Origin of the sequence: Castellaniella denitrificans, assembly GCF_042653765.1 — a bacterium.
In the GTDB taxonomy this organism is placed as follows: domain Bacteria; phylum Pseudomonadota; class Gammaproteobacteria; order Burkholderiales; family Burkholderiaceae_B; genus Castellaniella; species Castellaniella denitrificans.
Genome location: NZ_JBHSEZ010000001.1, coordinates 454,412 through 481,145, shown reverse-complemented (window position 1 = coordinate 481,145; position 26,734 = coordinate 454,412). Strand labels below are relative to the sequence as shown.

Genomic DNA, 26,734 nt, shown 5'->3' with positions numbered 1-26,734 from the left:
AACCGGAAAGAAAGAGGGATATTGGGGTGACCGATGGGGCTCGAACCCACGACAACCGGAATCACAATCCGGGACTCTACCAACTGAGCTACGGTCACCACTCAAAGAACGGGAATTCTAGCATGACTGGAATCCTTTTGCAGACGGCGCCCCGGCCCTTGATCGCCACTGCGTTTTAGGTCATGTTATCGGCTACGGATTTGATTTCAGCGGTTCACGGGGCCGCCCGGGAATCGGGCCTGGCGACGGGCCGGATCCGGGGCGGCCGGACCCCCTCCCATAAGGAACGCTCATGGCACAGATCTTCGTCGTCCATCCCGAAAACCCGCAATCCAGGCTGCTCCAGCAGGCCGGCGACCTGTTGGCCCAGGGGGGGCTGGTGGCCGTCCCCACCGATTCCAGCTACGCCGTCGTGGCGCGCCTGGACGACAAGGACGCCGCCGAGCGCCTACGCCGGCTGCGCGGGCTGGACGAACGCCATCACCTTACGCTGCTGTGCCGCGACCTGGCGGAAATCAGCCATTTCGCCAAGGTCGACAATCCCCAGTACCGGCTGCTGAAGCTGGCCACGCCGGGCCCCTGGACCTTCATCCTCGAGGCCACCAAGGAAGTCCCCCGGCGCGTCTCGCACCCTTCGCGCAAGACCATCGGCATCCGCGTGCCCGACCACCGGGTGGCGCTCGCCCTGATCGAGGCGGCCGGCTCGCCGCTGCTGTCGACCACCCTCATCCCCCGGGACGAAACCCTGCCCCTGAACGACGCCCAGGACATCGTCGGCCGCTACCAGCACGAACTGGCCGCCATCGTCGACGGCGGATCCTGCCCCTTCGAGCCCACCACCGTCATCGACCTGACGGAAGAAGCGCCCAAGGTCGTGCGGGTGGGGCGCGGCGATCCGGCCGCGCTGGGCCTGTCGTGACCACACGCTGGCGCGCGGGCCTCGCCGCGCACGGCGGGACCGAACGCGGTCTTGGCCGCGCGGCTCGGACAGCGGTTATGCTTGCGGGGTTTGCCGGCCGCCCGCCGGCGCTTCATTCACCCGAGCTCCCGTGGACAATCTGATCCAGACCATCGCGGTCTATGCCCTGCCGGTCCTGTTCGCCATCACGCTGCACGAGGCCGCGCACGGCTACGTGGCGCGCCATTTCGGCGATCCCACGGCCGAGCAGGCCGGCCGCATCAGCCTCAATCCCCTGCGGCACATCGACCTGATGGGCACCATCGTCGTGCCGCTGGCGCTGCTGTTCGCCACCAAGCTCATGGGCGGCGGGCTGCTGTTCGGCTGGGCCAAGCCCGTGCCGGTGAACTGGGGCCGCCTGCGCCGGCCCAAGCGCGACATGCTGTGGGTGGCGCTGGCGGGGCCGGCTTCCAACCTGCTGATGGCCATCGGCTGGGTGCTGCTCCTGCGCGTCCTGCTGATGCTGGACCTGATCGGCGGCCCGCGGGATTTCTGGGCGCTGATGGTCAATGCCGGAGTCCAGGTCAACCTGATCCTGATGGCCCTGAACCTGCTGCCGCTGCCGCCGCTGGACGGGGGGCGGATCGTCTTCAGCCTGCTGCCCCCGCGCCTGGCCTGGCGCTACGGCCGCATCGAGCCCTACGGGCTGGTGATCCTGATCGTGCTGATGATGCTCGGCTGGCTCTGGCCCCTGATGCTGCCGCTCCTGAAGCTGGGGCAATGGGTCGTCAGCGGATTTTTGTAGATCGGCGGTCCGAATCCGGTAAACTTGGCTTTTTGTTTCGCCCGGGGGCTTTCCCGGGCGTCTTGCGGAGGCATTCCTCATCATGGCCGGTTCGGATTCATCGACCCCAGTCTTTCAGGGCAGCATGGTCGCCCTGGTCACGCCCATGCATCCCGACGGGCAGCTGGACCTGGAGGCCTTCCGGAAACTGATCGACTGGCACGTCGAGCAGGGCACCGACGCCCTGGTGGTGGTCGGCACGTCCGGCGAATCCCCCACGGTCACCGTCCAGGAACAGGCCGAACTCATCGAGCTGGCCGTGCGCCACGCCGACGGGCGCATCCCCGTGATCGCGGGCACCGGCGGCAATTCCACGGCCGAGGCCATCGAACTGCAGCGCCACGCCTACGCCGCCGGCGCGGCCGCCGGCCTGACCGTCGTGCCCTACTACAACAAGCCCACCCAGGAAGGCCTCTACCAGCACTTCCGCGCCATCGCCGAATCCGGCGACCTGCCCAGCATCCTGTACAACGTGCCGGGCCGCACGGTGGCGGACCTGTCCAACGAGACCATCCTGCGCCTGGCCCAGGTCCCCGGCATCATCGGCGTCAAGGACGCCACCGGCAACATCGCCCGGGGCGCCCAGCTGATCGCCGAGGCGCCGGAAGGCTTCCATGTCATCAGCGGCGACGATCCCACCGCCGCGGCGCTGATCCTGCTGGGCGGCCGGGGCAACATCTCCGTCACCGCCAACGTCGCGCCGCGCCTGATGCACGAACTGTGCGCCGCCGCGTTGCGGGGCGACGTGCCCGAGACCCGTCGCCTGAACGACAAGCTGGCGACCCTGAACCGCGTGCTGTTCCTGGAAGCCAACCCCATCCCCGTCAAGTGGGCCGTGGCCGAAATGGGCCTGACCCAGCTGGGCTACCGCCTGCCCCTGACGCCCTTGTCCGATTCGTTACGCACCGTTGTGCGCCAAGCCCTGATTGAGGCAGGTTCCCTGTGATGATGAAACGCATGCCGCTCGCCCGGACCAGCCTGGTGCTGGCGGGTCTGCTGTCCCTGTCCGCCTGCTCGACCATCGGCCAGCTGACCGGCCAGACCGAATCCATCGAATACAAGAGCACCGTCACGGGGGATCCATTGTCGATTCCGCCCGATCTGACCCAGGCCAACAAGAACACGCACTACGTGGCGCCCGAAGGCGTCGCCCGCCTGAGTGACTACCAGGCCAGCCAGGGCGCGCAGAGCGTGAATCCGGCCGACCGCGTGCTGCCCAGGGCGCCCGGCGTCGAGGTCATGCGCGACGGCACGCTGCGCTGGCTGGTCGTCAGCGAACCCGCCGAAAACCTGTATCCGAAGATCATCGAGTTCTGGGGCGAGCAGGGCTTCACCATCCATTCCCAGAACGCGCAGGCCGGCCTGATCGAGACCGACTGGGCGGAAAACCGCGCCAAGATCCCCGAAGGCTGGCTGCGCAGCGCCCTGGGCAGCGTGCTGGACCAGGTCTTCGACAGCGGCGAGCGCGACCGCTTCACCACGCGTCTTGAGCGCGTGAACGGCAAGACCGAGGTCTACATCAGCCACCAGCACATGGAAGAAACCCCCACGGGCGACGGCACGGCGTTCAAGTGGGTCTTCGGCAAGGAAGATCCGGGCCTGAACGCCGCCATGCTGGCCCGCCTGATGGTCTACCTGGGCACCGACCAGCAGCAGGCCGCGCAGAAGGTCAAGGCCGCCGAGACCGGCGCCGGCACGGTCGCCGCCGCCCAGCTCGCCAAGGACCAGACCTCCCTGACCGTGGCCGAACCCTTCGACCGGGCGTGGCGCCGCGTGGGCGTGGCCATCGATTCGGCCCGCTTCACGGTCGAGGACCGCAACCGCGAGCAGGGCGATTACTACATCCGCTACCTGGACACCGACTCGGGCGAAAAGATCGAGCAGCAGACCGCCTTCGGCCGCCTGTTCGGCACCCGCAACGCCGCCGAGCCCCAGAAGCTGCGCATCCACCTGGCCCAGCAGGGCGGCGGTACCCAGGTCAGCGTGCGCGACGAGGCCGGCCAGCCCAAGACCGACGCCACGGCGCAGCGCATCCTGTCGGTTCTGGCGAAGAACCTGAAGGAAACCCAGTAAGACCGGGCTTTCGGACGGGATCTGGATCCCGCCCGATCCCGCGGGACGGAAAGCCTCGCCGGCCATGCCGGCGAGGCTTTCCGCTTTTCCGCCCATGGCCGCTTCGTCGTGCGCGGCGGGTACCCGCCGCGCCCCTTGTTGCCGGGCCTGTCTCAAGCTAATATGTTAGCAAAATCACAGGAGACAGCCATGAGCATGCGGATACGCTGGATGAGCGGGCGGGTCGCGCAGGACATCCAGAGCCTGGATCGCCAGGCGCTCGACATCACCGTCAACAATGCCAGCATGATGTCCTCGTTCACCAACGTGGTCGCCTTGTCGCGCGAGCAGACGGGCATCCTGGCCGGCCTGAGGGAAAGCATGGACGCCCTGGCGCACAGTGTCGAGACCGTCGTGCAGTCGGCGGAAATCACGCGCGATGGCGTCGACAACATGCACGCGCTGGCGCGCCGGGGAGACGTCCTGCTGGGCGAGACCACGGCGCGGCTCGGCGCGCTGGCCCGGTCGGCGGACAGCCTGAGCGACCGCTTTCGCGAGGTCGTGCGCCAGACCCAGGAGATCGAGGGCATCCTGGGACTGATCCGGCACGTCGCCATGCAGACCAACCTGCTGTCGCTGAACGCGGCCGTCGAGGCGGCCCGTGCGGGCGAGCAGGGGCGCGGCTTCGGCGTCGTGGCCGACGAGGTCCGCAAGCTGGCGGCCCGCACCGACGAGGCCACCGTGCAGATCCGCGAGATGATCTCGGCGATCTCGGCCAGTACGGCCGAGGCGGGCGGGTTCCTCGAAACTGTGCTGGCCGACATCCAGGCGGGGGTCGGGCATGCGCGCGAGGCCGGCCGGGCCCTGAACGACATCAGCCAGCATTCCAGCCGCACGCTGGAAGCCTCCGATCAGATGACCGAGGCGGCGCGCACGCAAAGCGGGTTGAGCCGGCGGATCGGCCAGGACATCGAATCCCTGTCGGCCTCAGCCAGGCAATCCGTCGAATGGGTGGGCAGGAGCAACGTCGACCTGCGCCTGGTCCAGGGGCAGATCGGCCTGCTCAAGCGCGGCACCGCGCAACTGCTGCCGGGGCGGCCGGAACTCGAGGTGCTGTCGGCCTGCGCCGAGGAAATGCGGGCCTGCAACATCCTGATCAAGAATGCCGACGACTATGGGGAAATCGAGCCGGTGGTCGAGCGGATCGGCGAGATCGACCGGATCATGGACGAGACCTGGGCGCGCTACCGGCGCCGCGCGCAGGATCTGGCGGCCCAGGAGCGGTTCTCCGCCGCCGTGCGGGCCTACCGCGCCATCCGCGGCGAAATCCTCGACCTGGCCCGGCGCGGCCGCTTCGACGCGGTGCGGGACAAGATCACGGCGCAGGGGCGCCCCGCCTACGGCGCGATCAAGCAGGCCCTGGCGGGCCTCGAGGCCGGGGACGGGAAACGCTCAGGCCACGGCCTGCCGATGCATGGCGGGGTCTCCGGCTGACGCCGTCCGCAGGGTTTCGCCGAACCACGCCAGGTCCATGCCCAGGGCGGTGACCTCGCCGACGATGACCAGGGCGGGGGAATGGATGGCGTGGCGGCGCGCCTGTTCCGCGAGTGAGCCCAGGGTGGCGTGCAGGGCGCGCTGTTCGGGCCGCGAGCCGTTTTCCACCAGAGCGCAGGGCAGGTCGGCGGCGTGGCCCTCGGCCAGCAGCCGGGCGCTGAGCGCCGGCAGGCGTTCCACGCCCATGTAGTACACCCGGGTCCGGCCGTCGGCGCCGTCCGGGCCTTGCGGCCCGGCCGCGTCCGCCTGCCGGTGCGCCGTGGCGAGGATCAGGGACTGGGCGTGGTCGCGGTGCGTCAGCGGAATGCCGGCGTAGGCGCCGCAGGCCAGGGCGGCGGTGATGCCGGGCACGACTTCATAGGCAATGCCGTGCCGCTTCAGGTGCTGCAGTTCCTCGCCGCCGCGGCCAAAGACCATGGGGTCGCCGCCTTTCAGGCGCACCACGCAGCGTCCCTGGCGGGCGTGCGACACCATCAGGGCGTGGATGCGGGCCTGGGTGGATTCGTGCGGACCGCCGGGCGTCTTGCCCACGTCGATCACCAGCGCGTCGCGCCGCGCCAGCGCCAGGACGGCGGGGCTGACCAGGCGGTCGGCCAGGATCACGTCGGCCTCGTTCAGGGCGCGCAGGCCGCGCAGGGTCAGCAGGCCCGGGTCGCCGGGGCCGGCGCCGACCAGCAGCACCCGGCCCGCCGGGGGCGGATTGGCGGCCGCCAGCGCCTGGTCCAGCAGGGATTCCGCCTCGTCGGCGCGGCCGCGCCGCAGGGCGCCCAGGACGGGACCGTCCAGCAGCCAGTCGTAGAAATCCCGGCGCGGGCGCAACTGCGGCCGGGCCTGGCGGATGGCCGGCCGCTTGCGCCGCGCCAGCGCGGCCAGGGCGCCCAGGGCCGGGTCGAACAGCGATTCGATGCGTTCGCGCAGGCGCCGGGCGATCACGGGCGCGGCGCCGCCCGAGGAGATGGCGATGGTGAGCGGCGCCCGGTCCACGATGGCCGGCACCTGGACGCTGGACAGCTCCGGATCGTCCACGACGTTGCAGAACAGGCGGCGGGCCGCGGCGGCGTCCGCGACCCGCCGGTTCTGCGCGCGGTCGCTGGTGGCCGCGACGGCCAGCCAGGCCTCGTCCAGCAGGGCTGGGTCGAATTCCCCCAGGCGCAGCTCGATCTCGCCGGCCTGGGCGCGCGCCAGCACCTGGGGATGGCATGCGCGGGCGCTGACGATGACCCGGGCGCCCGCCGCGCGCAGCAAGGCGATCTTGCGCTCGGCCACCAGGCCGGCCCCCACGACGACGACCGTGCGGTCCTTCAGGTCGGCGAACAGCGGGAAGTGGTTCATGCCGCGCCCGCCTTGCGGCCGGAGGCGGCGATGTGCGGATCGCGCGCATCCGCCTGGATGACGCCGGCGCGCACCAGGAAGTCGCCGAAGCCTTCGTCCGCGACGCGTTCGCGGGCGTACCGGCCGAACAGTTCGTCCAGACCGGACAGGATCTCCGCCTCGGTGATGTTCTCGCGGTAGACCACGTTCAGGCGTTCGCCGATGAAATCGGCGCCCAGCCGCAGGTCGTAGCGCCCCAGGGCGCGGCCCACCAGGGCGATCTCGCCCAGGTAGGGGCGCGAACAGCCGTTCGGGCAGCCCGACAGGCGCAGCAGGATGGGCGCGTCGCGCAGGCCGTGCGTGTCCAGCAGGGCCTCCAGTTTGGGCAGCAGGACGGGGGCGTAGCGCTCGCTCTCGGCCATGGCCAGGCCGCAGGTGGGCAGCGCGACGCAGGCGATGTGGTGGCGGCGGATGCCGCTCTGTTCCTTGTAGCCGTCCAGCCCGTATTCTTCGACCAGGGCGTCGATGGCGGCGCGGTCGGCCTCGTCCACGTTGGCGATCACCAGGTTCTGGTTGCAGGTCAGGCGGAACTCGCCCTTGAGCACCCGGGCGATCTCGCGCATGCCGGTCTGCAGGCGCAGGCCGTCCTGGTCCCACAGGCGGCCGGAGGCGACGTACAGTCCCAGGTGCCAGCGGCCGTCCTCGCCGCGCGACCAGCCGTAGCGGTCGCCGTTGTGCTCGAAGCGATAGGGGCGCAGGGGCTCCAGGGGGACGCCCGCGCGCAGGCCGACCTGTTCGCGGAACCAGTCCACGCCCAGGCGGTCGATGGTGTATTTCAGGCGCGCGTGCTGGCGCTCCTTGCGGTCGCCGTGGTCGCGCTGCAGGGTGACCACGGCCTCGGCCACGGCGATCACGTGTTCCGGCCGGGTGAAGCCGATCAGCGTGCCCAGGCGCGGGTAGGTGGTCGGGTCGCCCGCCGTCGCGCCCATGCCGCCGCCCACGGCGACGTTGAAGCCCTGCAGCTCGCCGTGCTCGATGATGGCGACCAGTCCCAGGTCGTTGGCGAAGACGTCGCAGTCGTTGGTCGGCGGGATGGCGATGCCGATCTTGAACTTGCGCGGCAGGTAGGCCGAGTCGTTGCCGTAGATGGGTTCCTCGTCGACCGCCTCGCCGACCTGTTCGCCGCCCAGCCAGATCTCGGCGTAGGCGCTGGTGCGCGGCAGGAAGTGGTCGGACAGGCGCTGCACCCATTGCTGCGTCAGCGCGTGCTGGCTGGACAGGTGCGGGTTGACCGAGCTGATCACCTGGCGGTTCACGTCGCCGCAGGCGGCGATCGTGGTGGCGCGGGCGTCGTGGATGCCCTGCATGAAGGCGCGCAGGTTGCGCTTCAGGACGCCGTGCCACTGGAAGGTCTGGCGCGTGGTGATGCGCAGGCCGCGCGTGGCGTATTTCCGCGCCAGTTCGTCCAGCGCCAGCCACTGGTCGGGGCTGATCACGCCGCCCGGCAGGCGCGCGCGCACCATGAAGGCGTAGGCCGGCTCCAGCTTCTGCTTGCGCCGCTCGTCGCGGATGTCGCGGTCGTCCTGCATGTAGCTGCCGTGGAATTTCAGCAGCTTGGTGTCGGCTTCGGGGATGGCGCCGGTGACCGGGTTTTCCAGTTCCTTGGCGATGGTGCCGCGCAGGAAACGGCTCGAGGTCTTGATGTCTTCCAGGGGGGAGAGGGGGGAAACGCTCATGTCGGGGATGCGAGGTCGGAAGAAGGGCCGGTCGGGCGGCCCGTGGAAATCGGGACGGCCGGGGCGCGAACCCCGGCCGGGCGGTGTTTCGATGCGGAAGCCCGTATCAGTAGACGTCGCGCGCGTAGCGGCCTTGCGCGGCGAGGTCGTCCAGCCATTGGCGGGCACCTTCCTCGTCCAGGCCGCCGTGGTCGCGGGCGATCTCCAGCAGGGCGGCATGCACGTCGCGGGCCATGCGGTCGGCGTCTCCGCAGACGTAGACGTGGGCGCCCGCCTGGATCCAGTCGTACACGTCCGCGCCCTGGGCCAGCAGCCTGTGCTGGACGTAGACCTTTTCCGACTGGTCGCGGGAGAACGCCAGGTCGATGCGGTCCAGGTGGCCGTCCTTCAGCGCCTGCTGCCATTCGGTCTGGTACAGGAAGTCGCTGGTGAAGCGCGGGTTGCCGAAGAACAGCCAGTTGCGGCCCGGGGCGTCCGCCTCGGCGCGGGCCTGGACGAAGGCGCGGAACGGCGCGACGCCGGTCCCGGCGCCGATCATGATGATGTCGCGGGAAGCGTCCGCCGGCAGGCGGAAGCGCGTGTTCTCCTCGATGAAGACCGGAACCGTGTCGCCCTCGGCGCGTTCGGACAGGAAGTGCGAGGCCACGCCCCAGCGGGATTCGCCTTCCAGCTCGAAGGCGACGTGCCCCAGCGTCAGGTGGACTTCGTCCTCGGCCACCGCCGCGCAGGAGGCGATGGAATACAGGCGCGGGGTCAGCGGGCGCAGGGCCGCCACCAGTTCAGGTCCGGTCCAGCGCGCCGGCCATCGTCTTAGCGCATCGATCAGCTGGTGCGTGCCCAGATAGGCGGCCAGCCGCTCGCGGGCGTCCGGCGCCAGCAGGGCGGTCAGGTCGTCTTGCTGCGCGCGTTCCGCCAGGGCCGTCAGGAAGGGGCGGGTCAGCACCGTGAGTTCGCGGTAGCGGCCCAGCCATTCCCCCAGGGGGCGGCGGACGCCCTGGTGCTCGACGCCATCGGCGGCGTTCAGGCCGGTGGCTTCCAGGACGCGGGCGACCAGGGTGTCGTCCTGCACGGGCCAGACGCCCAGGGCGTCGCCGGGCTCGTATTGCAGCTTGCTGCCTTCCAGGGACAGTTCCAGGTGGCGGATGTCCTTGTCGCTGTCGCGGCCCGTGATGGGCTGGTTCAGCAGGACTTCCGCCTGGAACGGATGGTCGCGGGTGAACTTCTCGGCCTGGGGGCGCAGCGGCGTCACGGTGGCCTGGGCGGCGGCGGGCGCGGCGGCCTTCAGGACCTCGCGCGCCTGTTCCAGGGCCCGGGCCTGCCAGGGCGCGGCGACCGTCTCGATGTCCAGGTCGGCCGCGCCCGCGTCCTGCAGGCGCTGCGCGCCCAGTTCGGCCAGGCGGGCGTCGATCTTCTGCGAAATGCCGCAGAACGAGGGATAGCTGGAATCCCCCAGGCCCAGCACGGCGTATTTCAGCCGCGGCAGCTTCGGCGCGCGCTTGCCCAGCAGGAATTCGACCCAGGCGATGGAATCGTCCGGCGGATCGCCGTCGCCCTGGGTGCTCATGACCACGTAGAGCAGCTGCTCGTCCTTCAATTCCTTGGTCTTGTACTGGTCGGCCCGCACCAGGCGCGCTTCCAGTCCCTGGGCGCGCACCTGTTCGTGCAGCGCGGTGGCGAGGCGCTTGGCGTTGCCCGTCTGGCTGCCGTAGAGGATGGTCAGGCGCCGGGCCGTGTCGGGCGTGGCGACCGCGGCCACCGTCAGCGGAGGCGCGGCCTCCCGCGCGGGCTGGCGCGCCTGGGCGACGCCGGCGAAGTAGCCCGAGAGCCAGTGCAGGCTGGAAGATTCCAAGGAATCGGCCAGTTCGGCGATCAGGGAATGATGGGCTTCGGGCAGGTAATTCGGCGCGAGCATGGCACGGGTCTTGTGGAAATGAAGGAAGCGTCCATTCTGGGACGCTTCCTTCATGCCGTGAACGAACCGATGCTTATGTTTTTATGCGGATATAAGCAAATTGCCTGACGAATAGGAGCGCCTTGCGAGGCGCGGCGTGGACCGGGTTCACGCTTCCCAGTGGAGCCAGCCTTCCGCCAGCCATTCGTCGAGTAGGGCCAGGGTCCCGGGGGCCAGGCGGCGGACCGCGTCGGCCTCCAGCGCGCGCCGGTCGGCCAGCGCCTCCAGGCCGGGTTCGGCCGCCAGGGGCGCGACCTCGCCGTTGATGAAGACCTGCCGGTCGCAGTACATCAGCCGCGTGCAGCGGTCCAGGACCAGGCGGCCCGATGCGGGCACCCCGGCGCTCAGCGCAAGGGGCTCGTCGGCCGGGTCGAACAGGGCGCTGTCGGGCAGGGAGGTCAGCCATTGGCCCAGGAACCGGGCCGCCACCGCGTGGTCCAGGCGGATCCTGGACAGAGTGTCCAGCGTGGCCCGCACCAGCGAGTCGGGCAGGGCCGCCGGGGTGCGCGTGGCGGGCGCGCCGGCGTCGGTGTACAGCGTGGCCAGGTCCGGGCCGGGCAGGCAGGGGTGCCCGTACAGCCCCGGGTCGCCCAGGTGCTGTGCCGAAACCTGGTCGGCGGCGGCTTCCAGCAGGCCCCGGGCCAGGGTGGCCTGGCTGGGGACGCGGAAGCCGATGGACAGCGTCATGCAGTCGTTGCCGATGGCCACGCCGTCGTGGCAGACGTGCGGGGGCAGGTACAGCATGTCGCCCGGCTCCAGGATGTCGTCCGCGTCCGGCTGGAAATCGGCCAGGATCTTCAGCGGCAGCCCCGGCACCAGGGCGCGGTCGGCCTGCCGGCTGGTACGCCAGCGGCGCCGGCCGTGGCCCTGCAGCAGGAACACGTCGTAGCTGTCGAAGTGCGGCCCGACCCCGCCGCCGTCGGTGGCGACGCTGATCATCAGATCGTCCAGCCGGGCGTCGGAAATGAAGCGGAATTGCCGCATCAGCGCGGCCGAGGCATCGTCGTGCAGGTCCACGCTCTGCACCAGCAGCGTCCAGTTCGGCTGCGCGGCGGGCGGCAGCCGGCGGAACGGCCCGCGCTTCAGCGACCAGCCGCGTTCTCCATGGGTGATCAGGCGGGACTCGACCTCTTCCCGGCGGGCCAGCGTCTGCACGTCGCGGATCGTGACCGGCGGCCGGAAGTCCGGGATGGCCTGGCGCACCAGCAGGGGCTTCTTCTGCCAGTAGTCGCGCATGAATTCCTGCGGGGTCAGCCCGCCCAGCAGGGGCGTGGGCCGATCGATGTCGGGGATTGCGAGCTCGGGGATCGGGGAGTGCATGGCGGAGTGTCCTTGGGGTGTCGGGCGGGCCGGCGGGCCGTGCACCGTGGGTGTGGCGGCCCGGGGTCCGGTCCGCCGTGCGTATCCGTATCAGAGGAAGTCGCGGCGCAACTGGTAGATCAGTTCCAGCGCCTCGCGCGGACTGAGGCTGTCCGGTTCCAGCGCCTGCAGGGCGGCGCGCAGCGGCGCGTCCGGGTCGCCGCCGGATTCTTCCTCGGTCTGCTGGAAGAACAGCGCCAGCTGGGAGTCCGCCCGGTTGCGGGCTTCCAGTTCGGCCAGTTCCTTGCGCGCGTGGCGGATCACCACCGGCGGGATGCCCGCGCGCTGGGCCACGTGCAGGCCGTAGCTCTGGCTGGCCGGACCCGGGCGGACCTCGTGCAGGAAGACCACGCCGTCGGGCGCGTCGGCCGCCGCCAGGTGGACGTTGGCCACGCCGTGGGTCTTTTCAGGCAGGCGGGTCATCTCGAAATAGTGCGTCGCGAACAGCGTGAGGGCGCGGTTGTGCGTCAGCAGCCGGTGGGCGATGGCCCAGGCCAGCGCCAGGCCGTCGTAGGTGGACGTGCCCCGGCCGATCTCGTCCATCAGCACCAGGCTGCACGGCGTGGCGGCCCCCAGGATCACGCCCGCCTCCATCATCTCCATCATGAAGGTCGAGCGTCCGCCCGCCAGGTCGTCGGCCGCGCCGATGCGGGTGAAGATGCGGTCCACCGGACCGATCTTCGCCCGCGCGGCCGGCACGTAGCTGCCGGCGCGCGCCAGCAGCGCGATCAGTGCCACCTGGCGCATGTAGGTGGACTTGCCGCCCATGTTCGGCCCCGTGATCAGCAGCATGCGGCGTTCCTCGTCCATGCGGCAGTCGTTCGGGGTGAAGGATTCGATGCTGTGCTCCACCACCGGGTGGCGGCCCGCCTCGATGTCCAGGCGGATGTCGTCGGTCAGTTCCGGCGCGACCCAGCCGTGGGCGCGCGCGTGGTGGGCCAGCCCGGCCAGCGCGTCGATCCGCGCCAGGGCGGCGGCGCTGCGTGCCAGGGCTGCCGCGTGTTCGGCCGCCTGCGCCAGGATCTGTTCGTACAGCAGCTTCTCGCGCGCCAGGCCGCGGTCCCGGGCCGACAGCACCTTGTCCTCCCAGGCCTTCAGCTCGGGCGTGATGTAGCGTTCGGCGTTCTTCAGCGTCTGGCGGCGGCGGTAGTCGTCCGGCACCTTGTCGGCCTGGCCGCGCGTGACCTCGATGAAGAAGCCGTGGACGCGGTTGTATTCCACCCGCAGGTTGGCGATGCCGGTGCGCTCCCGTTCGCGAGCCTCGACTTCCAGCAGGAAGGCGCCGTTGTCGCCCGCCAGCTGGCGCAGTTCGTCCAGTTCGGCGTCGTAGCCCGGGGCGATCACCCCGCCGTCGCGCACCATCGGGGCGGGCTCGGCGGCGATGCCCCGCGCCAGCAGCGCGTGCAGCGCCGGGTCCACGGGCACGTCGCGCAGGCAGTCGGCCAGCAGCCCCCGGGCATCGAAGGCGGATGCGGTGGCCTGCGCCAGCGCGTCCAGCCCAGCCAGCGCCTCGCGCAGGCTGGCGAGTTCGCGCGGGCGGATCGTGCCCAGCGCCAGGCGGGTCGCCATGCGCTCCAGGTCGGGCAGCGGGCGCAGCGCGTCGCGCAGGGCGCGCAGCGCGCCGTCGGCGTCCGGCGCCCGCAGGAACTGCGTGATCACGTCCTGTCGGGCGCGCGCCTGCGGGTTGTCGCGCAGCGGCGCCTGCAGCCAGCGGCGCAGCTGGCGGCTGCCCATGGGCGTGCGGGCGTGGTCCAGCGTGCTGAATAGCGTCGGACCGTCGCCGCCGTTCAGCGTGTCCGTGATTTCCAGGTTGCGCCGCGTGGCCGGGTCCAGCACCACGTAGTCGCCGCCCGCGTCCACCGACAGGCTGTGCACGTGGTTGAGCGCCTGGGCCTGCGTCGCTCCGACGTAGCGCAGCAGCGCGCCCGCCGCCCGCGTCGCCAGCGGCAGATGGTCCAGCCCGAAAGCGCCCACGTCGTTCACGCCGAAATGGCGCAGCAGCGTGTCGCGCGCGCCGTCGGCCTCGAAGTGCCAGTCCGGCACCCGGCTGATCGCCGCGTCCAGCCCGCAGGCCTCCAGCGCCCCGGTGTCCGCCTGCTCCGCGCAGACCAGCTCGGCGGGCGCGATGCGGCCCAGTTCCGCATCCAGCAGTTCCGATGTCGATTCGCAGGCCTTGAAGTCGCCGTTGGCCAGGTTCATCCAGGCCAGGCCCACGGTCTCGCGCCCATGGCCGCGCCCGACGACCCAGGCCGCGATCCGGCGGTCGTCGTCGGCCGGCAGCAGCGCGTCGTCGGTCAGCGTGCCGGGCGTGACCACCCGCACGATCTTGCGCTCGACCGGTCCCTTGCTGGCGCCCGGGTCGCCGATCTGCTCGCAGATGGCGATGGATTCGCCCAGCGCCACCAGCCGCGCCAGGTAGCTTTCCATGGCGTGATGCGGCACGCCCGCCATCGGGATCGGCGCGCCGTTGGACGTGCCGCGCTTGGTCAGCGTCAGGTTCAGCAGCCGCGCCCCGCGTTCCGCGTCGTCGTAGAACATCTCGTAGAAATCGCCCATGCGGTAGAACAGCAGATGCGACCCGGCCTGGGCCTTGAGCTGGAGGTACTGCTGCATCATGGGGGTGTGGCCGGAGAGATCGGGGGTGGACATGGACGGAATGCTGACAGGGGGTGGAACGGGGAGGTACGTATTATCGTTCAATGGGGCGGGGGTGTCAGGGGGAGGGGCGTGTCAGTGAGGGATGGTTCCGGCACGGGGACCCTTTTTCCGCGGACCTGCATGGAAGGCTTGAAAATCAAGGGCTTGGGCGAGCGTTAAAAAATTGGGTTTTGGGGGTTATGGGAGGTGAGTATCATTAGGAATCAGATGGTTAGGGTGTTTTTACTCTAGTTTGCTGCCGCGCAGGCAGCTGAGAAAATCAAGATCCTGTCTCGCTGGACGAACGAACCGTTTGCTGCCGCGCAGGCAGCTGAGAAAATGCGGGCATTCCACGACGACGCCATCGCGTTGTTTGCTGCCGCGCAGGCAGCTGAGAAATCTCGGTCGAAGAGTGGCAAGAAGCTGGGCGCGTTTGCTGCCGCGCAGGCAGCTGAGAAATTGTGATAGCACGGATGAGCCCTGTATCAAGGGTTTGCTGCCGCGCAGGCAGCTGAGAAATTATCGGATAGGGCGTCCCACGCTTCCCGGAACGTTTGCTGCCGCGCAGGCAGCTGAGAAATGCGCCGGCCCAGCCGCCCGGACAAGCCCAGCGTTTGCTGCCGCGCAGGCAGCTGAGAAAACGCACGAGCCGTCGCCAGGTTGTTGTAGCCGGTTTGCTGCCGCGCAGGCAGCTGAGAAACAGGGGATGAAGTCCTCGGGCACGCTGCCGTAGTTTGCTGCCGCGCAGGCAGCTGAGAAAGGCACAACAGCATTGGGATTGATACATGAGCAGTTTGCTGCCGCGCAGGCAGCTGAGAAATGCAAGCCGGGGATGGCGGCGCACCAGATGATGTTTGCTGCCGCGCAGGCAGCTGAGAAATGGGCCGGGCGAGCCGCAGAGTCTTCTTTCTCGTTTGCTGCCGCGCAGGCAGCTGAGAAATGCACGATGGTTGACCTGGCCGCGTCCTGCAGGTTTGCTGCCGCGCAGGCAGCTGAGAAATCAAAATGATTCGGCGGCATCGTCACCAGGTCGTTTGCTGCCGCGCAGGCAGCTGAGAAAACGAAGGCGCGCAGGGCCTCGCCGAACATGTCGTTTGCTGCCGCGCAGGCAGCTGAGAAACCCTGCGAGACGCCATGGACCTGGCCTACCTGAGTTTGCTGCCGCGCAGGCAGCTGAGAAATGCAGATCTCCGACTTGCCTCGGATTCGCAGTGTTTGCTGCCGCGCAGGCAGCTGAGAAAGTCTCGATCACCAGCCGGACCTGGAAATACCGGTTTGCTGCCGCGCAGGCAGCTGAGAAAGCCATCGGCCGGCTTGGCTTCCGAGGCGAAATGTTTGCTGCCGCGCAGGCAGCTGAGAAATGCGCTCCATAGCCGACCCGCGTAGACGAAAAGTTTGCTGCCGCGCAGGCAGCTGAGAAAAGGTTGCGATTGACCAGGCCGGTGCGCAGCCAGTTTGCTGCCGCGCAGGCAGCTGAGAAAAGGTTGCGATTGACCAGGCCGGTGCGCAGCCAGTTTGCTGCCGCGCAGGCAGCTGAGAAAATCAGAAGCTCGGCTTCCAGGCCGGCGACTTGGTTTGCTGCCGCGCAGGCAGCTGAGAAATGCTCGATGACCATGTGGCGCTTGTGAAAGCCGTTTGCTGCCGCGCAGGCAGCTGAGAAAAAGACGATGACCGCCGAGCTGACGAAACAGGGGTTTGCTGCCGCGCAGGCAGCTGAGAAACTTCCGCCGCTGCCCGCATCCCTGCTCGATGTGTTTGCTGCCGCGCAGGCAGCTGAGAAAATGTATGGCGGCAAGGTGATCGAGTTCGGCAAGTTCGCTGCCGCGCAGGCAGCTGAGAAAATTCAAGCTCGTCGCGTGGGCATTCGTCGGCCGTTTTCTGCCGCGCAGGCAGCTGAGAAATGGCCAGGCGACTTCACGCCGCTGATCGCGCCGTTCGATGCCGCACAGGCAGCTGAGAAAACAGGGGGCGCGACAGCGCTGGGGCCGTGGCGGTAATGTGTGCAAGCAGCGAAGGAGTGCCGAACTCAGGCCCTCACTTCAAGCTTCCGCCATTTCTCGCTCGGCTGCTTTTGCCAGGAACGCGGAGCGCGATAAATGCTGGGCCTTGGCCATGGCATCGATGCGATGCACCAGGTTTTCCGGCAGGCTGATGTTCAGGCGAACGGCCTTGGTGTTGACCTTGGACAGGTCGATATCCACCATCATCCAAAAGCCGCCCTCGAAGTCCTCGTGACCTTCCCAGGCTTCGGGTGCGCTGGGCCCGGGGATTGCTTCGGTTTCGCCATGGAAATGCGCCTCGACGGCTTCCTGGGCGGCGCGGGGCAGGTCCTGCAATTCGTCGGCGCCGGCAAAGCAGCCGGGGAAGTCGGGGAAGGACGCGCCGTAGGCGCTGTCGCGGTCCTTGTGCACGTGGATCGGATAGAGCATTGGGGGTTTCTCCTGGCCGGGTCGTTTATCGGAGACCGGCCTGTTTGAGGATGCTGCGTTGTGTCGGTAGGGGCAGGTCCTTCTTGGGGTGGGGCACCGTGACCTTGCCGGGCTTGGTCGGATGCTTGAACTGGTGATGCGACCCAACGGTATGCACCAGATACCAGCCGTCGGCCTTCAGTTGCTTGATAAGGTCTGTGCTGTTCATTTGTGTAATTATACACAACATATAAGAATACACAATGGCGATAGAAACTGGAGAAAGCCGGCATTCGACAAAGATCGGGTGGCGGTTGGAAAGGGCTGTGTCACAGCGGGTCGCTGCGGGTGGATACAATGCGCAGATGTCTGTTTTCCCCCGAGGATCGAACATCATCATGCCCGAGTCGCACGCATCGCTGAAGGAACTCACCCTGCGGGGCGTGGTTCTGGGTGCCTTGATCACCCTGGTGTTCACCGCATCCAACGTCTACCTGGGCCTGAAGGTGGGCCTGACCTTCGCGTCCTCGATCCCGGCGGCGGTGATTTCCATGGCGGTCCTGCGGGCGTTCCGGGACTCCAATATCCTGGAGAACAACATCGTCCAGACGCAGGCGTCCGCGGCGGGCACATTGTCCGCCGTCATTTTCGTGCTGCCGGCGCTGCTGATGATGGGGTACTGGACGGGCTTCCCCCTGATGCAGACCGCCATGATCTGCGCCTGCGGCGGGATCCTGGGCGTGGTGTTCACCGTGCCGCTGCGGCGTGCGCTGGTCGTCAACAGCGATCTGCCGTATCCGGAAGGCGTGGCCGCGGCCGAGATTCTCAAGGTCGGGCAGAATCCGGGCGAGGGCGCGGAAACCCGGCAATCCGGCGGATTGCGCGACATCGTGGCCGGCGGTGTGCTGGCGGGCGGTTTCAGCCTGCTGACGGGCGGCCTGCGGCTGGCCGGCGACAGCGTAGGCTATTGGTTCAGCGTCGGGCGCGCCGTATTCCAGTTGCCCCTGGGCCTGTCCTTCGCCTTGGTCGGCGCGGGGTATCTGGTCGGCATCGTCGGCGGCGTGGCGATGCTGCTGGGCGTGGTGCTGTCCTGGGGCGTCGCCGTCCCCTGGCTGACGTCGCTCGCGCCCATGCCCGACGGCGCCAGCCTGGCAAGCTTCGCCACCGGCATCTGGGTCTCCAAAGTGCGCCTGATCGGCGCCGGCATGATCGCCGTGGCGGCCGTCTGGACCTTGCTGACGCTGATCCGGCCCATGATCGAAGGCATGCGGATTTCGTTGTCGGTGCTGAAGCGCGGGTCGGGCGAATCGGGGCAGGACCGCACCGACGCCGACCTGCCGCCCGGGCTGCTGCTGAAGCTGACGCTGCTCATGATCCTGCTGCTGGGCGCAACGTTCCAGTCTTTCGTGGCGGACTCCGGGCTGCCCACGATGGCCGCCTGGTCCCTGGTGGTGGCCGGCGTCATGCTGGCTTTCGTCTTCGGCTTCCTGGTGGCGGCCGCCTGCGGCTACATGGCGGGCCTGGTGGGCTCATCGGCCAGCCCGATCTCCGGCATCGCCGTGATCGCCATCCTGGCCTCATCCATGCTCTTCATTGGTATCGGCCAGGCCCAGGACCTGCTGGGCAGGCCCGAATCCGTGCGTTTCATGACGGCGCTGGCGTTGTTCTGCACCTCGGTCGTCGTGGCCGTGGCGGCGATTTCCAACGACAACCTGCAGGACCTGAAGACGGGCTGGCTGGTGCGTGCGACCCCGTGGCGGCAACAGACGGCGCTGATCATCGGCTGCGTGATCGGCGCGGTGACGATCCCGCCGGTGCTGGAACTGCTCTACGAGGCCTACGGCTTCATCGGCAGCCTGCCGCGCGAGAGCATGGATCCCGCCCAGGCCCTGGCCGCGCCGCAGGCCTCGCTCATGATCACCATCGCGCAGGGCCTGTTCAGCCACACGCTCGACTGGACGTACATCCGCATCGGTGTGCTGGTGGGGGCGGTGCTGATCGTCTTCGACCGGATCCTGGGCCGATGCAGCCGGTTTCGCGTGCCGCCGCTGGCGGTGGCCATGGGCGTCTACCTGCCTCCCACGGTGGCCACGGCGCTGTTCGTCGGCGCCTTGATCTCGTGGTTCGTGCGGGGCCGCGTCCGCGCCCAGGCGCTGCAGTCCGGTGCGGACCGCGCCCGGTGCGAGCAGGCGAGCGAACGCACGGGCACGCTGTTCGCCTCGGGCCTGATCGTGGGCGAGAGCCTGGTGGGCGTCGTGCTGGCCATCGTGATCGTGGGTTCCATGGCATCCGGCGGCGGCGATGCGCCGCTGGCCGTGGCGGGTCCCGGGTTCGCAGCGACAGCCACCGTCATCGGGCTGCTGGCCTTCGTCCTCATGTGCGCCGTGTTCGTGCGGCGCGTGCTTGCGGCGGCAGGGGCGGCCGGGAAGGGGTGAGATTGCCGAGGTGAGGGCGCCGCGTCGACCTGTGGGTTTCGTGGAAGCTTGCAGGACGGCCTGGTCCTTGGAGTTTTCTACGCGGTCCTCGTCCTTTATGTTACAAAAGGATTCATGGATGATATCGCGGCTTCCGACCTCAAGACGATCCTGCACTCCAAGCGGGCCAATATCTACTATCTGGAGCATTGCCGGGTACTGGTCAATGGAGGCCGCGTCGAGTATGTGACGGACGCGGGCAAGCGTTCCCTGTACTGGAACATACCGATCGCCAACACCACCAGCATTTTGCTGGGAACAGGCACATCCATCACCCAGGCCGCGATGCGGGAACTGGCCAAGGCCGGCGTGCTGGTGGGCTTCTGCGGAGGCGGCGGGACGCCCTTGTTCTCCGCCAACGAAGTCGACGTCGAGGTCGCCTGGCTCAGTCCGCAAAGTGAATACCGGCCGACGGAATACCTGCAGGCATGGGTGGGATTCTGGTTCGATGATGCCCGTCGGCTGGCCGCCGCCAAGGCTCTGCAGCAGGCCCGCATCCGGCGTCTGAACGCAGAGTGGCGCCAGGCGGGCTTGCGGGAGTCCGGCTTCAATGTGAATGTCGAGCGGCTGGATGGCTTGCTGACGCAGAGCGCGCGGCGTGTGGACCAGGCCGGTGAAACAGTCGATCTGCTGACCGAGGAAGCCAGACTGACCAAGGCGCTGTTCAAGCTGGCCGTCGACGCGGTTGGCTATGGCGAAGACTTCACCCGGGCCAAGCGCGGGTCCGGCGTCGATCCCGCCAACCGTTTCCTGGATCATGGCAATTATCTTGCCTACGGGCTGGGCGCCACGGCATGCTGGGTGCTGGGCTTGCCGCATGGCCTGGCGGTCCTGCACGGCAAGACACGTCGCGGCGGGCTGGTGTTCGACGTGGCGGACCTGGTGAAGGACGCCTGCATCCTGCCACAGGCCTTCCTGTCCGCCATGCGGGGTGATGATGAGCAGCAGTTCCGCCGCAACTGCATCGAGGCGCTGACGCGCGACGAGTCCCTGGATTTCATGATCGATACGGTCAAGGAAATCGCCATGACGACCGCCCGCCAGGCCGCCCCTGGCGCTTCGGGCCGGGAAGACAAGACATGAATGTCCTGCTGGTTTCCCAATGCAGCAAGCGGGCTTTGACGGAAACACGCCGGATCCTGGATCAATTTGCCGAGCGGCGGGGCGACCGGACCTGGCAGACCGCGATGACCCGGGCAGGCCTGGATACCCTGAGGAAACTGCTGCGCCAGACGGCGCGCAAGAACACGGCCGTGGCCTGTCACTGGATCCGGGGCCGTGATCATAGCGAACTGCTGTGGATCGTCGGTGATGCCCGGCAGTTCAACGCCGAAGGCGCCGTGCCGACGAACACGACCGCAAGCGACGTCTTGCGGCGCGGCGACGAGAACGATTGGCACAGCCTGCGGACGATCCGCAGAATTGCCGCCCTGGCCGCGCTATTGCACGACCTGGGCAAGGCGACCCAGTCCTTTCAAGATCGTTTGCGGCACGCGGCACCCCGGGAAAAGAACCGCTATCGCCATGAGTGGGTCTCCGTGCGCCTGTTCCAGGCATTTGTCGGCCAGGATGATGACGCAGGGTGGCTGCGGCGCTTGGCCGATGGGGGCGAGGAAAACGCCGACGGAGGGCGTTTCGAGGCCCCCTGGCTGGATCATAGGAAAGGCCGCCTGCTGCGTGACGGCCTGGATGCGGCTGCGCGCGACCACAAGCCGTTCGCTTCATCGGATAAGGGTCTGCCTCCCCTGGCTCAGGCGGTGGCCTGGCTGGTGCTGACGCACCACCGCCTGCCCGCCCTGCCGTACAGCGCAAGCGAGTCCCTCGAGTCGACGCGTTTATGGCATGGCCGATCACCTCGAGGGGTGAATGGCCGGACCCTGGATGCCGTCTTGAGCCAGATCGACGCGGATTGGAACGAGCCGTGGGGCGAACAGCCGGCGATATCCAAAAGGAAGATCGAACCCTATTGGAAATTTCCCCATGGCTTGCCGGTGAGGACCTTGAAATGGCGCAAGCGGGCCGCGCGCATCGCCCGGGATCTGCTGGCGGATCTGCCGGGGATCGAGGGCTGCCTGGGCGATCCCTACGTCATGCATGTATCGCGTCTGGCCTTGATGCTGGGGGATCATCACTATTCCAGCCTGGAAGCGGAAGAGGATCGAACCACGGGAGAGAAGGATTTTCCCTTGTTCGCCAATACCCAACGCAAGACCGGCGCATTGTTGCAGCCGCTGGACGAGCATCTGCTGGGCGTCGAGTTGCATGCGGGCCGGATCGTGCATTCGCTGCCGGTCCTGACGCGGGATCTGCGCCATTTGGCCGGGCACCGGGGGCTGAAAAAACGCAGCCTGAATCCTGCGTTCCGCTGGCAGGACAAGGCGGCTGATCTCGCCGCCGGGGTGCGTTCGCGCGCGGCGGATCAGGGTGCATTCATCGTCAACATGGCATCGACCGGCTGCGGCAAGACACTGGGAAACGCTCGGATCATGAATGCGCTGGCCGATCCCGTGCTGGGTCTGCGCTGCGCATTCGCCGTCGGCCTGCGCACCCTGACCTTGCAGACGGGCCGGGTATTTCAGAAAGACCTGGGCCTGCCGGATGACGAACTGGCCATCCGGGTCGGGGGCGCGGCCAGCCGCGAGCTGTTCGAGTATTACGCGCAGCTTGCCGAAGACAGCGGTTCCGCCTCCCGGCAATCCTTGCTGGACGAGACCACCCATGTCGTCTACGACGGCGATGACCGCCATCCGGTGCTGGATCATCTGGGAAAGGATGCCGGCGTCCGGCGCTTTCTCGCGGCGCCCTTGCTGGTTTGCACCGTCGATCATCTGACACCGGCCACGGAGGGTTTGCGCGGCGGCCGCCAGATCGTGCCCATGCTGCGTTTGATGACGGGGGACCTGGTGCTGGATGAGCCGGACGACTTCGATCTGTCCGACCTGCCGGCGCTGGCTCGTCTCGTGCACTGGGCAGGTTTGCTGGGTGCGCGTGTCCTGGTGTCCTCGGCGACCTTGCCGCCCGCACTGATCCAGGGCTTGTTTATGGCTTACCTGGAGGGCCGCCGTTGGTTCCAGCGCAATCGCGGTGCCCGGCCGTCGGAAGCGCCCTCCGTGTGCTGCCTCTGGATCGATGAATTCGCGCAGACCAACGCGGACTGTCCGGATGCGGAACGGTTCGGTCAGGCGCACCAGGCTTTTGCTGCGGACCGTGCCCGGCGGCTGGGAGAGCAGGCGGTACGTCGCATGGCTCGCCTGCTGCCGTTACCTGGGGAACTGGGCAAGCTGGATCAGGCGGGCCGCCGGAGCGCCTTTGCCGGCCTTCTGCGGGATGCCGCTTTGGACTTGCATGCCTTGCATTGCACCGAAGACCCGCATAGTGGCAAGCGGATCAGCTTCGGCCTGATCCGCATGGCGAATATCGATCCGCTGTTCGAGGTGGCCCTGGCCTTGTTCCGCCTGGGGGCGCCTCCAGGCGTGCACGTCCATCTCTGTGTCTATCATTCACAGTTTCCGTTGTTCCTGCGGTCCCGGATCGAACATTTGTTGGATACCGCCTTGGATCGGCGTCGGGAGGCCGCGGTGTTCGATCTGCCCGACGTGCGGCGGCGCATCGATGCGGTGGAGGCCCGGGATCAATTGTTCGTCGTGCTGGGCTCTCCCGTGACCGAGGTCGGACGGGATCACGACTATGACTGGGCCGTGGTCGAGCCCTCTTCGATGCGGTCGCTGATTCAACTCGCGGGCCGGGTGTGGCGTCATCGCCGTGACAAGGCCGTGTCACAGCCCAATCTGCTGGTGTGCGACAGCAACCTGAAGCATTTCGACAGGCCGGGCCAGCCTGCTTTTTGCCGACCGGGTTTCGAGAGTCCGGACTATCCCCTGCGGCCGCACCGTCTGACGGCGCTGTTGGCGCCCTGGCTGGATGGCGATCAGCGCATGCCCATCGACGCGCGGCCGCGAATCGTTGCGCGCGCCGGATCGGATCGCCAGCCTGCCGGTAATCTGGTCGATCTCGAACATGTCCGGATGGAGCACCAGATGCTGCCGCCGGAGCGGGCGCCTGCATTGAACGCCACCAGTTTCTGGTTGCGGGACCATGCGCGGCTGACCGCTTTCCTGCAGCAGGCGCAGCCGTTCCGTGATCAGCCCCGGCCCGATGTGGAGGTGGTCTGGTTGCCCGATGAGGATGATGTGCTCCGCTTGTGCCGAGTCGAGGAGGGGGAGCGGAAGTTTCAGGAACTTCATGTCCGCATCGATGCCAACCAGCGCCGGGATGTGCCGGACGCGATGGTTCAGGGCGAGGGGATCGGTTGCTGGAGTGTGGAGGAGGATTTCGCGCGCTGCATGGCGGATCAGGCCGAGGCTCTGGGTCTGCCCCTGGGTGCATTCGCCCAGCGCTATGCGCGCGCTACGCTGCCCGCCAGTGAGCAAGGCTGGTTCTGGCATCCGGCGCTGGGGTTTGCGGTGAAGGGGTGAGGGGGAGATGGGATTGGAAGCTGGATCGGCAGGTCGCCGCTTATGCTGGAACGGATTCCATGGGGCGAAGCGTTGCCAGCGCCGTCCGCAACTCTGGGTTCAGTTCCGCGGTTCGCAGATCGAAAGAGGCCTGGAGATTCAGCCAGGATTGCGCGTCACCGCCGAAATAACGGGCCAGGCGCAGCGCGGTATCTGCCGTGATGCCTCGCCGTTCGAGCAGGATGTCGTTGATGCGGGAGGCCGGGACGAGCAGGTGGCGAGCCAGTGCGTTGGCGCTCATCCCCAGGGGGATCAGGTAGTCCTCGCGCAGGACTTCGCCGGGATGTACGGGGCGCATGCCGTTTTTGATCATGTCGGAGTCCTTCTATCGAAGCATTGTTCCATTTCCAGCGAGGTGTCCGGTCAATGGTAGTCCACGATCTCGACTTCAGCCGGGCCTTCGTCTGTCCAGATGAGGATGCTGCCTGTGCGGCAGAAAGGATGACTGTTACGAGAAGGTCTCACGAACAGTTTTCTCAGCTACTTGCTCAGTAGAGTGCTTATTGAAAAGTATCAAGTACAGTGGTAGTGTACATAAAATAGTTCCATGTTGGGGGATTCATGTCGAAAGCACAAGACCTCGCAAGACAAATTCATCACATCCGTGAAGTGATCGCGGCTTTTTTGCAGGAACGCCTGGAAGCCAAGCTCTCAAAAATTCCCACGGACGACCCCAAGCGGGAGGACCTGGTCGCCCAATACCAGCCCGCCGCCTGGCTGGAAGATGCCGCCCGGCGTGTCCGCCAGATCCAGGCGGTAACGCATGCTCTGAAGGCGGTGCATCCCGACGCGCGAGGCACCAACCTGTTCGTGGAGCCATCCAGGATGACGCCTCACGCGGTGGTGGGCAGTCATTTGCTGGGAGCCGGGTTTGCCAGCGACGTGGTCGGCAACGCGGCGGCGCTGGATGTCTATAAATTCCTGAAACTGGAGGTCGATGGCCGTACGCTCCTGGACTGGCTGTCGGAGGATGACCCGGCCGTGTTGCAGGCGCTGAATGATGATGAGACCAAGGCGCGGGAGTGGCAATCGGCGTTTGTGGGGTTGGTGCAAGCCCGCGATGAAGATGTGGCAAGCCATGCCCTGGCCAAGCAGATCTATTGGCTGACGGGTGAAGACGCCGCCGATGATGCGCAATATCACCTGCTGGCCCCGTTGTATGCGACATCCCTGGCTCAGTCCGTTCACGAGATGCTCCAGGAAGACCGGTTTGGCGAAGCCAACAAGGCCGCTCGGGCCGCACGAAGGGAGGGCAGGGAGCACGAGGGTGTCTTCCGTGACTATCCCGCGCTGGCTGTGCGCAAGCTGGGCGGCACGAAGCCCCAGAATATTTCTCAGCTCAACTCCGAGCGTGGCGGGGTCAGCTATCTGCTGGGCTCACTGCCCCCACGTTGGGATCAGAACGTGCCGCGCCAGCTCTGGGGCGTGACCTCCATATTTGGTCCTGTATTCATGCGCTACGGGGATGTCAGAGGAGTCGTTCGGGCATTCCTGCGTTTCCTGCGGAAAGACCCGCCATCCAACATGGAAACCAGAAATCGGGTGGATGCCTATGTGGATCGTCTGATCGATGAACTGGTCGCCATGGCCAGCGAAATCCGGCGCAGCTTGCCCACGGGCTGGACGGCGGATCCTCGGTGCGTGCTGGTCCGTGAGGAGCGGTTCTGGTTCGATCCATGGCGCGCCGAAGAAGACAGCGAGTTTCGCAGCGGCTGGTTGTTCATGGACTGGCCGGCGCAGATCGGCCACCGCTTCGGTAATTGGCTGAACGAACGGCTCAGGGAGCATTTCAAGTACGTCGGAGAAATCGAGCACCGTCATTGGAAAAAAGAGCTGCTGCTCGATGAGGATGAAGCAGGCTGGGCGCGTGCCTTGCATGAACTGCGGACAGACCGGGATGCGCCGCACTACATCCCGACGCGGGAGGGCACCGTATGAATCTGAAAGACCGAGGACCCGACGGCTTGCTGGTTCTGCCGCATGTGCGTGTCCAGAATGCCAATGCGATTTCCAGCCCGTTGACGCATGGCTTCCCATCCATGACGGCCTTTCTGGGTTTCATGTGGGCGCTGGGGCGCAAACTGGCGCAGGCGGATATCCCCCTGAAGCTGGAAAAGATCGGGGTGATCTGCCACTGGCATCAGGAGCAGACCCAGGAGGGTTACGTGCGGACTTTCCGCCTGACTCGTAATCCGGTGGACAAGGATGGCAGCACGGCCGCCATCGTTGAAGAAGGCCGCATCCATCTGGACCTGACCTTGGTATTCCAGCTGGGCGTGGTCGAGCAAGAGGGCGAGACGCATCCCCTGTTTCACAGTGATGGGGCATTGCGCCAGAAAATCGCCTGGGATATTCGGAATCTGGTGGGGGCCATGCGGATTGCCGGCGGGTCGGTGTTGCCGCCAAAACCTGGCCTCGGTATTCGAGTCACGCCGTCGCTGATTGGTTGGCCCGACCAGGAAGCGGAGCGGCAGGTACTGTTCCGGCGCTTGCGTCGCCAGTGGCTGCCGGGATTCGCTCTGGTGGGACGGGATGACTTGCTGCAGCGGCGTCTGGAGCAACTGCGCCTGCAGGATCCGGAGGCCACCGTGCTGGACGCCTGGCTGGATCTGTCCCGTTTCAATTACCGCAGTGGCCGGGACGAGAAAGATCGTGTCATCTGGACCCATGATCGGCCCGAGGGGTCGGGCTGGATCGTGCCCATCCCTGTCGGCTATGCCGCTTTGTCGGATTTGTACGCGGGTGGGCAGGTCGCCAATGCGCGCGACCAGAGCACGCCGTTCCGGTTCGTGGAGGGCGTGTATTCCATCGGCCAGTGGGTCGGCCCGCATCGTCTGCAACGCGTACAGGACCTGCTCTGGTGGGGCGAAGCGCATGACGACGGACTCTACCGCTGCTGCAACGGCTATGAGCCCTTGCTGGAGGAAGATGACGCCGAGTATCCATCCCACCCGCCGATGAGCGCGGAAACCCTTTGATTGCAATCCACTATTCAT

18 protein-coding genes, 1 tRNA gene and 1 CRISPR repeat array are annotated in these 26,734 nt (G+C 67.3%); of the genes, 10 read left to right on the top strand and 9 right to left on the bottom strand.

Annotated elements, in window-relative coordinates:
- Positions 1-22: 22 nt before the first annotated feature.
- Positions 23-98: transfer RNA gene (locus ACFO27_RS02290), tRNA-His, on the bottom strand.
- Between the two features lie 194 nt (positions 99-292).
- Here ACFO27_RS02290 and ACFO27_RS02285 point away from each other — a divergent pair.
- From ACFO27_RS02285 to ACFO27_RS02265, 5 genes are all read left to right on the top strand, one after another.
- On the top strand, positions 293-919 hold the full coding sequence (locus tag ACFO27_RS02285) for an L-threonylcarbamoyladenylate synthase (protein WP_376815819.1): 627 nt from the start codon (positions 293-295) through the stop codon (positions 917-919).
- 130 nt (positions 920-1,049) lie between these two features.
- Complete coding sequence (locus ACFO27_RS02280) at positions 1,050-1,703, top strand: site-2 protease family protein (RefSeq protein WP_376815818.1); 654 nt, start codon at positions 1,050-1,052, stop codon at positions 1,701-1,703.
- Between the two features lie 82 nt (positions 1,704-1,785).
- Entirely contained in the window at positions 1,786-2,688 is a 903-nt protein-coding gene (dapA, locus tag ACFO27_RS02275; protein ID WP_376815817.1) for a 4-hydroxy-tetrahydrodipicolinate synthase, read from the top strand.
- A 2-nt stretch (positions 2,689-2,690) separates the two neighbouring features.
- Positions 2,691-3,815 carry an outer membrane protein assembly factor BamC gene (gene bamC / locus ACFO27_RS02270; RefSeq protein WP_376816386.1) on the top strand — a complete coding sequence of 375 codons (1,125 nt, stop codon included), beginning with the start codon at positions 2,691-2,693 and terminating at the stop codon, positions 3,813-3,815.
- Positions 3,816-4,004: 189 nt separating this feature from the next.
- Positions 4,005-5,288 (top strand): methyl-accepting chemotaxis protein, encoded by a 1,284-nt coding sequence (locus ACFO27_RS02265; RefSeq protein WP_376815816.1) that lies wholly within the window; start codon positions 4,005-4,007, stop codon positions 5,286-5,288.
- Here the strand turns inward: ACFO27_RS02265 and cysG are convergent.
- The 7 genes from cysG to ACFO27_RS02230 form a co-directional block, all read right to left on the bottom strand.
- Positions 5,247-6,680, bottom strand: a complete 1,434-nt coding sequence (gene cysG, locus ACFO27_RS02260) for a siroheme synthase CysG (protein ID WP_376815815.1) — start codon at positions 6,678-6,680, stop codon at positions 5,247-5,249. The two genes, ACFO27_RS02265 and cysG, sit on opposite strands and share 42 nt — an antisense overlap.
- A complete protein-coding gene (cysI, locus tag ACFO27_RS02255) occupies positions 6,677-8,395 on the bottom strand; it encodes an assimilatory sulfite reductase (NADPH) hemoprotein subunit (RefSeq protein WP_376815814.1) in 1,719 nt (572 codons plus the stop codon). The genes cysG and cysI overlap by 4 nt, the downstream gene beginning before the upstream one ends.
- 106 nt (positions 8,396-8,501) lie before the next feature.
- Entirely contained in the window at positions 8,502-10,307 is a 1,806-nt protein-coding gene (locus tag ACFO27_RS02250; protein WP_376815813.1) for an assimilatory sulfite reductase (NADPH) flavoprotein subunit, read from the bottom strand.
- A gap of 147 nt (positions 10,308-10,454) precedes the next feature.
- Positions 10,455-11,666, bottom strand: a complete 1,212-nt coding sequence (locus tag ACFO27_RS02245; RefSeq protein WP_376815812.1) for a cupin domain-containing protein — start codon at positions 11,664-11,666, stop codon at positions 10,455-10,457.
- A gap of 90 nt (positions 11,667-11,756) precedes the next feature.
- Complete coding sequence (mutS, locus tag ACFO27_RS02240; protein WP_376815811.1) at positions 11,757-14,354, bottom strand: DNA mismatch repair protein MutS; 2,598 nt, start codon at positions 14,352-14,354, stop codon at positions 11,757-11,759.
- A 239-nt stretch (positions 14,355-14,593) separates the two neighbouring features.
- A CRISPR array of direct repeats spans positions 14,594-16,303; the repeat unit is 28 nt; unit sequence GTTTGCTGCCGCGCAGGCAGCTGAGAAA.
- A 78-nt stretch (positions 16,304-16,381) separates the two neighbouring features.
- Entirely contained in the window at positions 16,382-16,771 is a 390-nt protein-coding gene (locus ACFO27_RS02235; RefSeq protein WP_323000491.1) for a type II toxin-antitoxin system HicB family antitoxin, read from the bottom strand.
- 25 nt (positions 16,772-16,796) lie between these two features.
- The gene (locus tag ACFO27_RS02230; protein WP_376816385.1) at positions 16,797-16,979 is read right to left on the bottom strand and encodes a type II toxin-antitoxin system HicA family toxin; all 183 of its coding nucleotides are present in this window, start codon (positions 16,977-16,979) and stop codon (positions 16,797-16,799) included.
- A 169-nt stretch (positions 16,980-17,148) separates the two neighbouring features.
- On the opposite strand from ACFO27_RS02230, the gene ACFO27_RS02225 reads away from it, so the two are divergent.
- The 3 genes from ACFO27_RS02225 (at position 17,149) to cas3f (ending at position 23,699) form a co-directional block, all read left to right on the top strand.
- Complete coding sequence (locus ACFO27_RS02225) at positions 17,149-19,185, top strand: OPT family oligopeptide transporter (protein WP_376815810.1); 2,037 nt, start codon at positions 17,149-17,151, stop codon at positions 19,183-19,185.
- A gap of 114 nt (positions 19,186-19,299) precedes the next feature.
- Complete coding sequence (gene cas1f, locus ACFO27_RS02220; RefSeq protein WP_376815809.1) at positions 19,300-20,307, top strand: type I-F CRISPR-associated endonuclease Cas1f; 1,008 nt, start codon at positions 19,300-19,302, stop codon at positions 20,305-20,307.
- Complete coding sequence (cas3f, locus tag ACFO27_RS02215) at positions 20,304-23,699, top strand: type I-F CRISPR-associated helicase Cas3f (RefSeq protein WP_376815808.1); 3,396 nt, start codon at positions 20,304-20,306, stop codon at positions 23,697-23,699. Before cas1f ends, cas3f begins: the two co-directional genes overlap by 4 nt.
- A gap of 40 nt (positions 23,700-23,739) precedes the next feature.
- On the opposite strand, the gene ACFO27_RS02210 is transcribed toward cas3f, so the two are convergent.
- Positions 23,740-24,051, bottom strand: coding sequence for a HigA family addiction module antitoxin (locus ACFO27_RS02210; RefSeq protein WP_376815807.1), 312 nt, complete (start codon positions 24,049-24,051; stop codon positions 23,740-23,742).
- Between the two features lie 248 nt (positions 24,052-24,299).
- On the opposite strand from ACFO27_RS02210, the gene csy1 reads away from it, so the two are divergent.
- Together csy1 and csy2 are read left to right on the top strand one after the other, a co-directional pair.
- Positions 24,300-25,676, top strand: a complete 1,377-nt coding sequence (gene csy1 / locus ACFO27_RS02205) for a type I-F CRISPR-associated protein Csy1 (protein ID WP_376815806.1) — start codon at positions 24,300-24,302, stop codon at positions 25,674-25,676.
- Entirely contained in the window at positions 25,673-26,716 is a 1,044-nt protein-coding gene (csy2, locus tag ACFO27_RS02200) for a type I-F CRISPR-associated protein Csy2 (RefSeq protein WP_376815805.1), read from the top strand. The genes csy1 and csy2 overlap by 4 nt, the downstream gene beginning before the upstream one ends.
- Positions 26,717-26,734 lie beyond the last annotated feature (18 nt).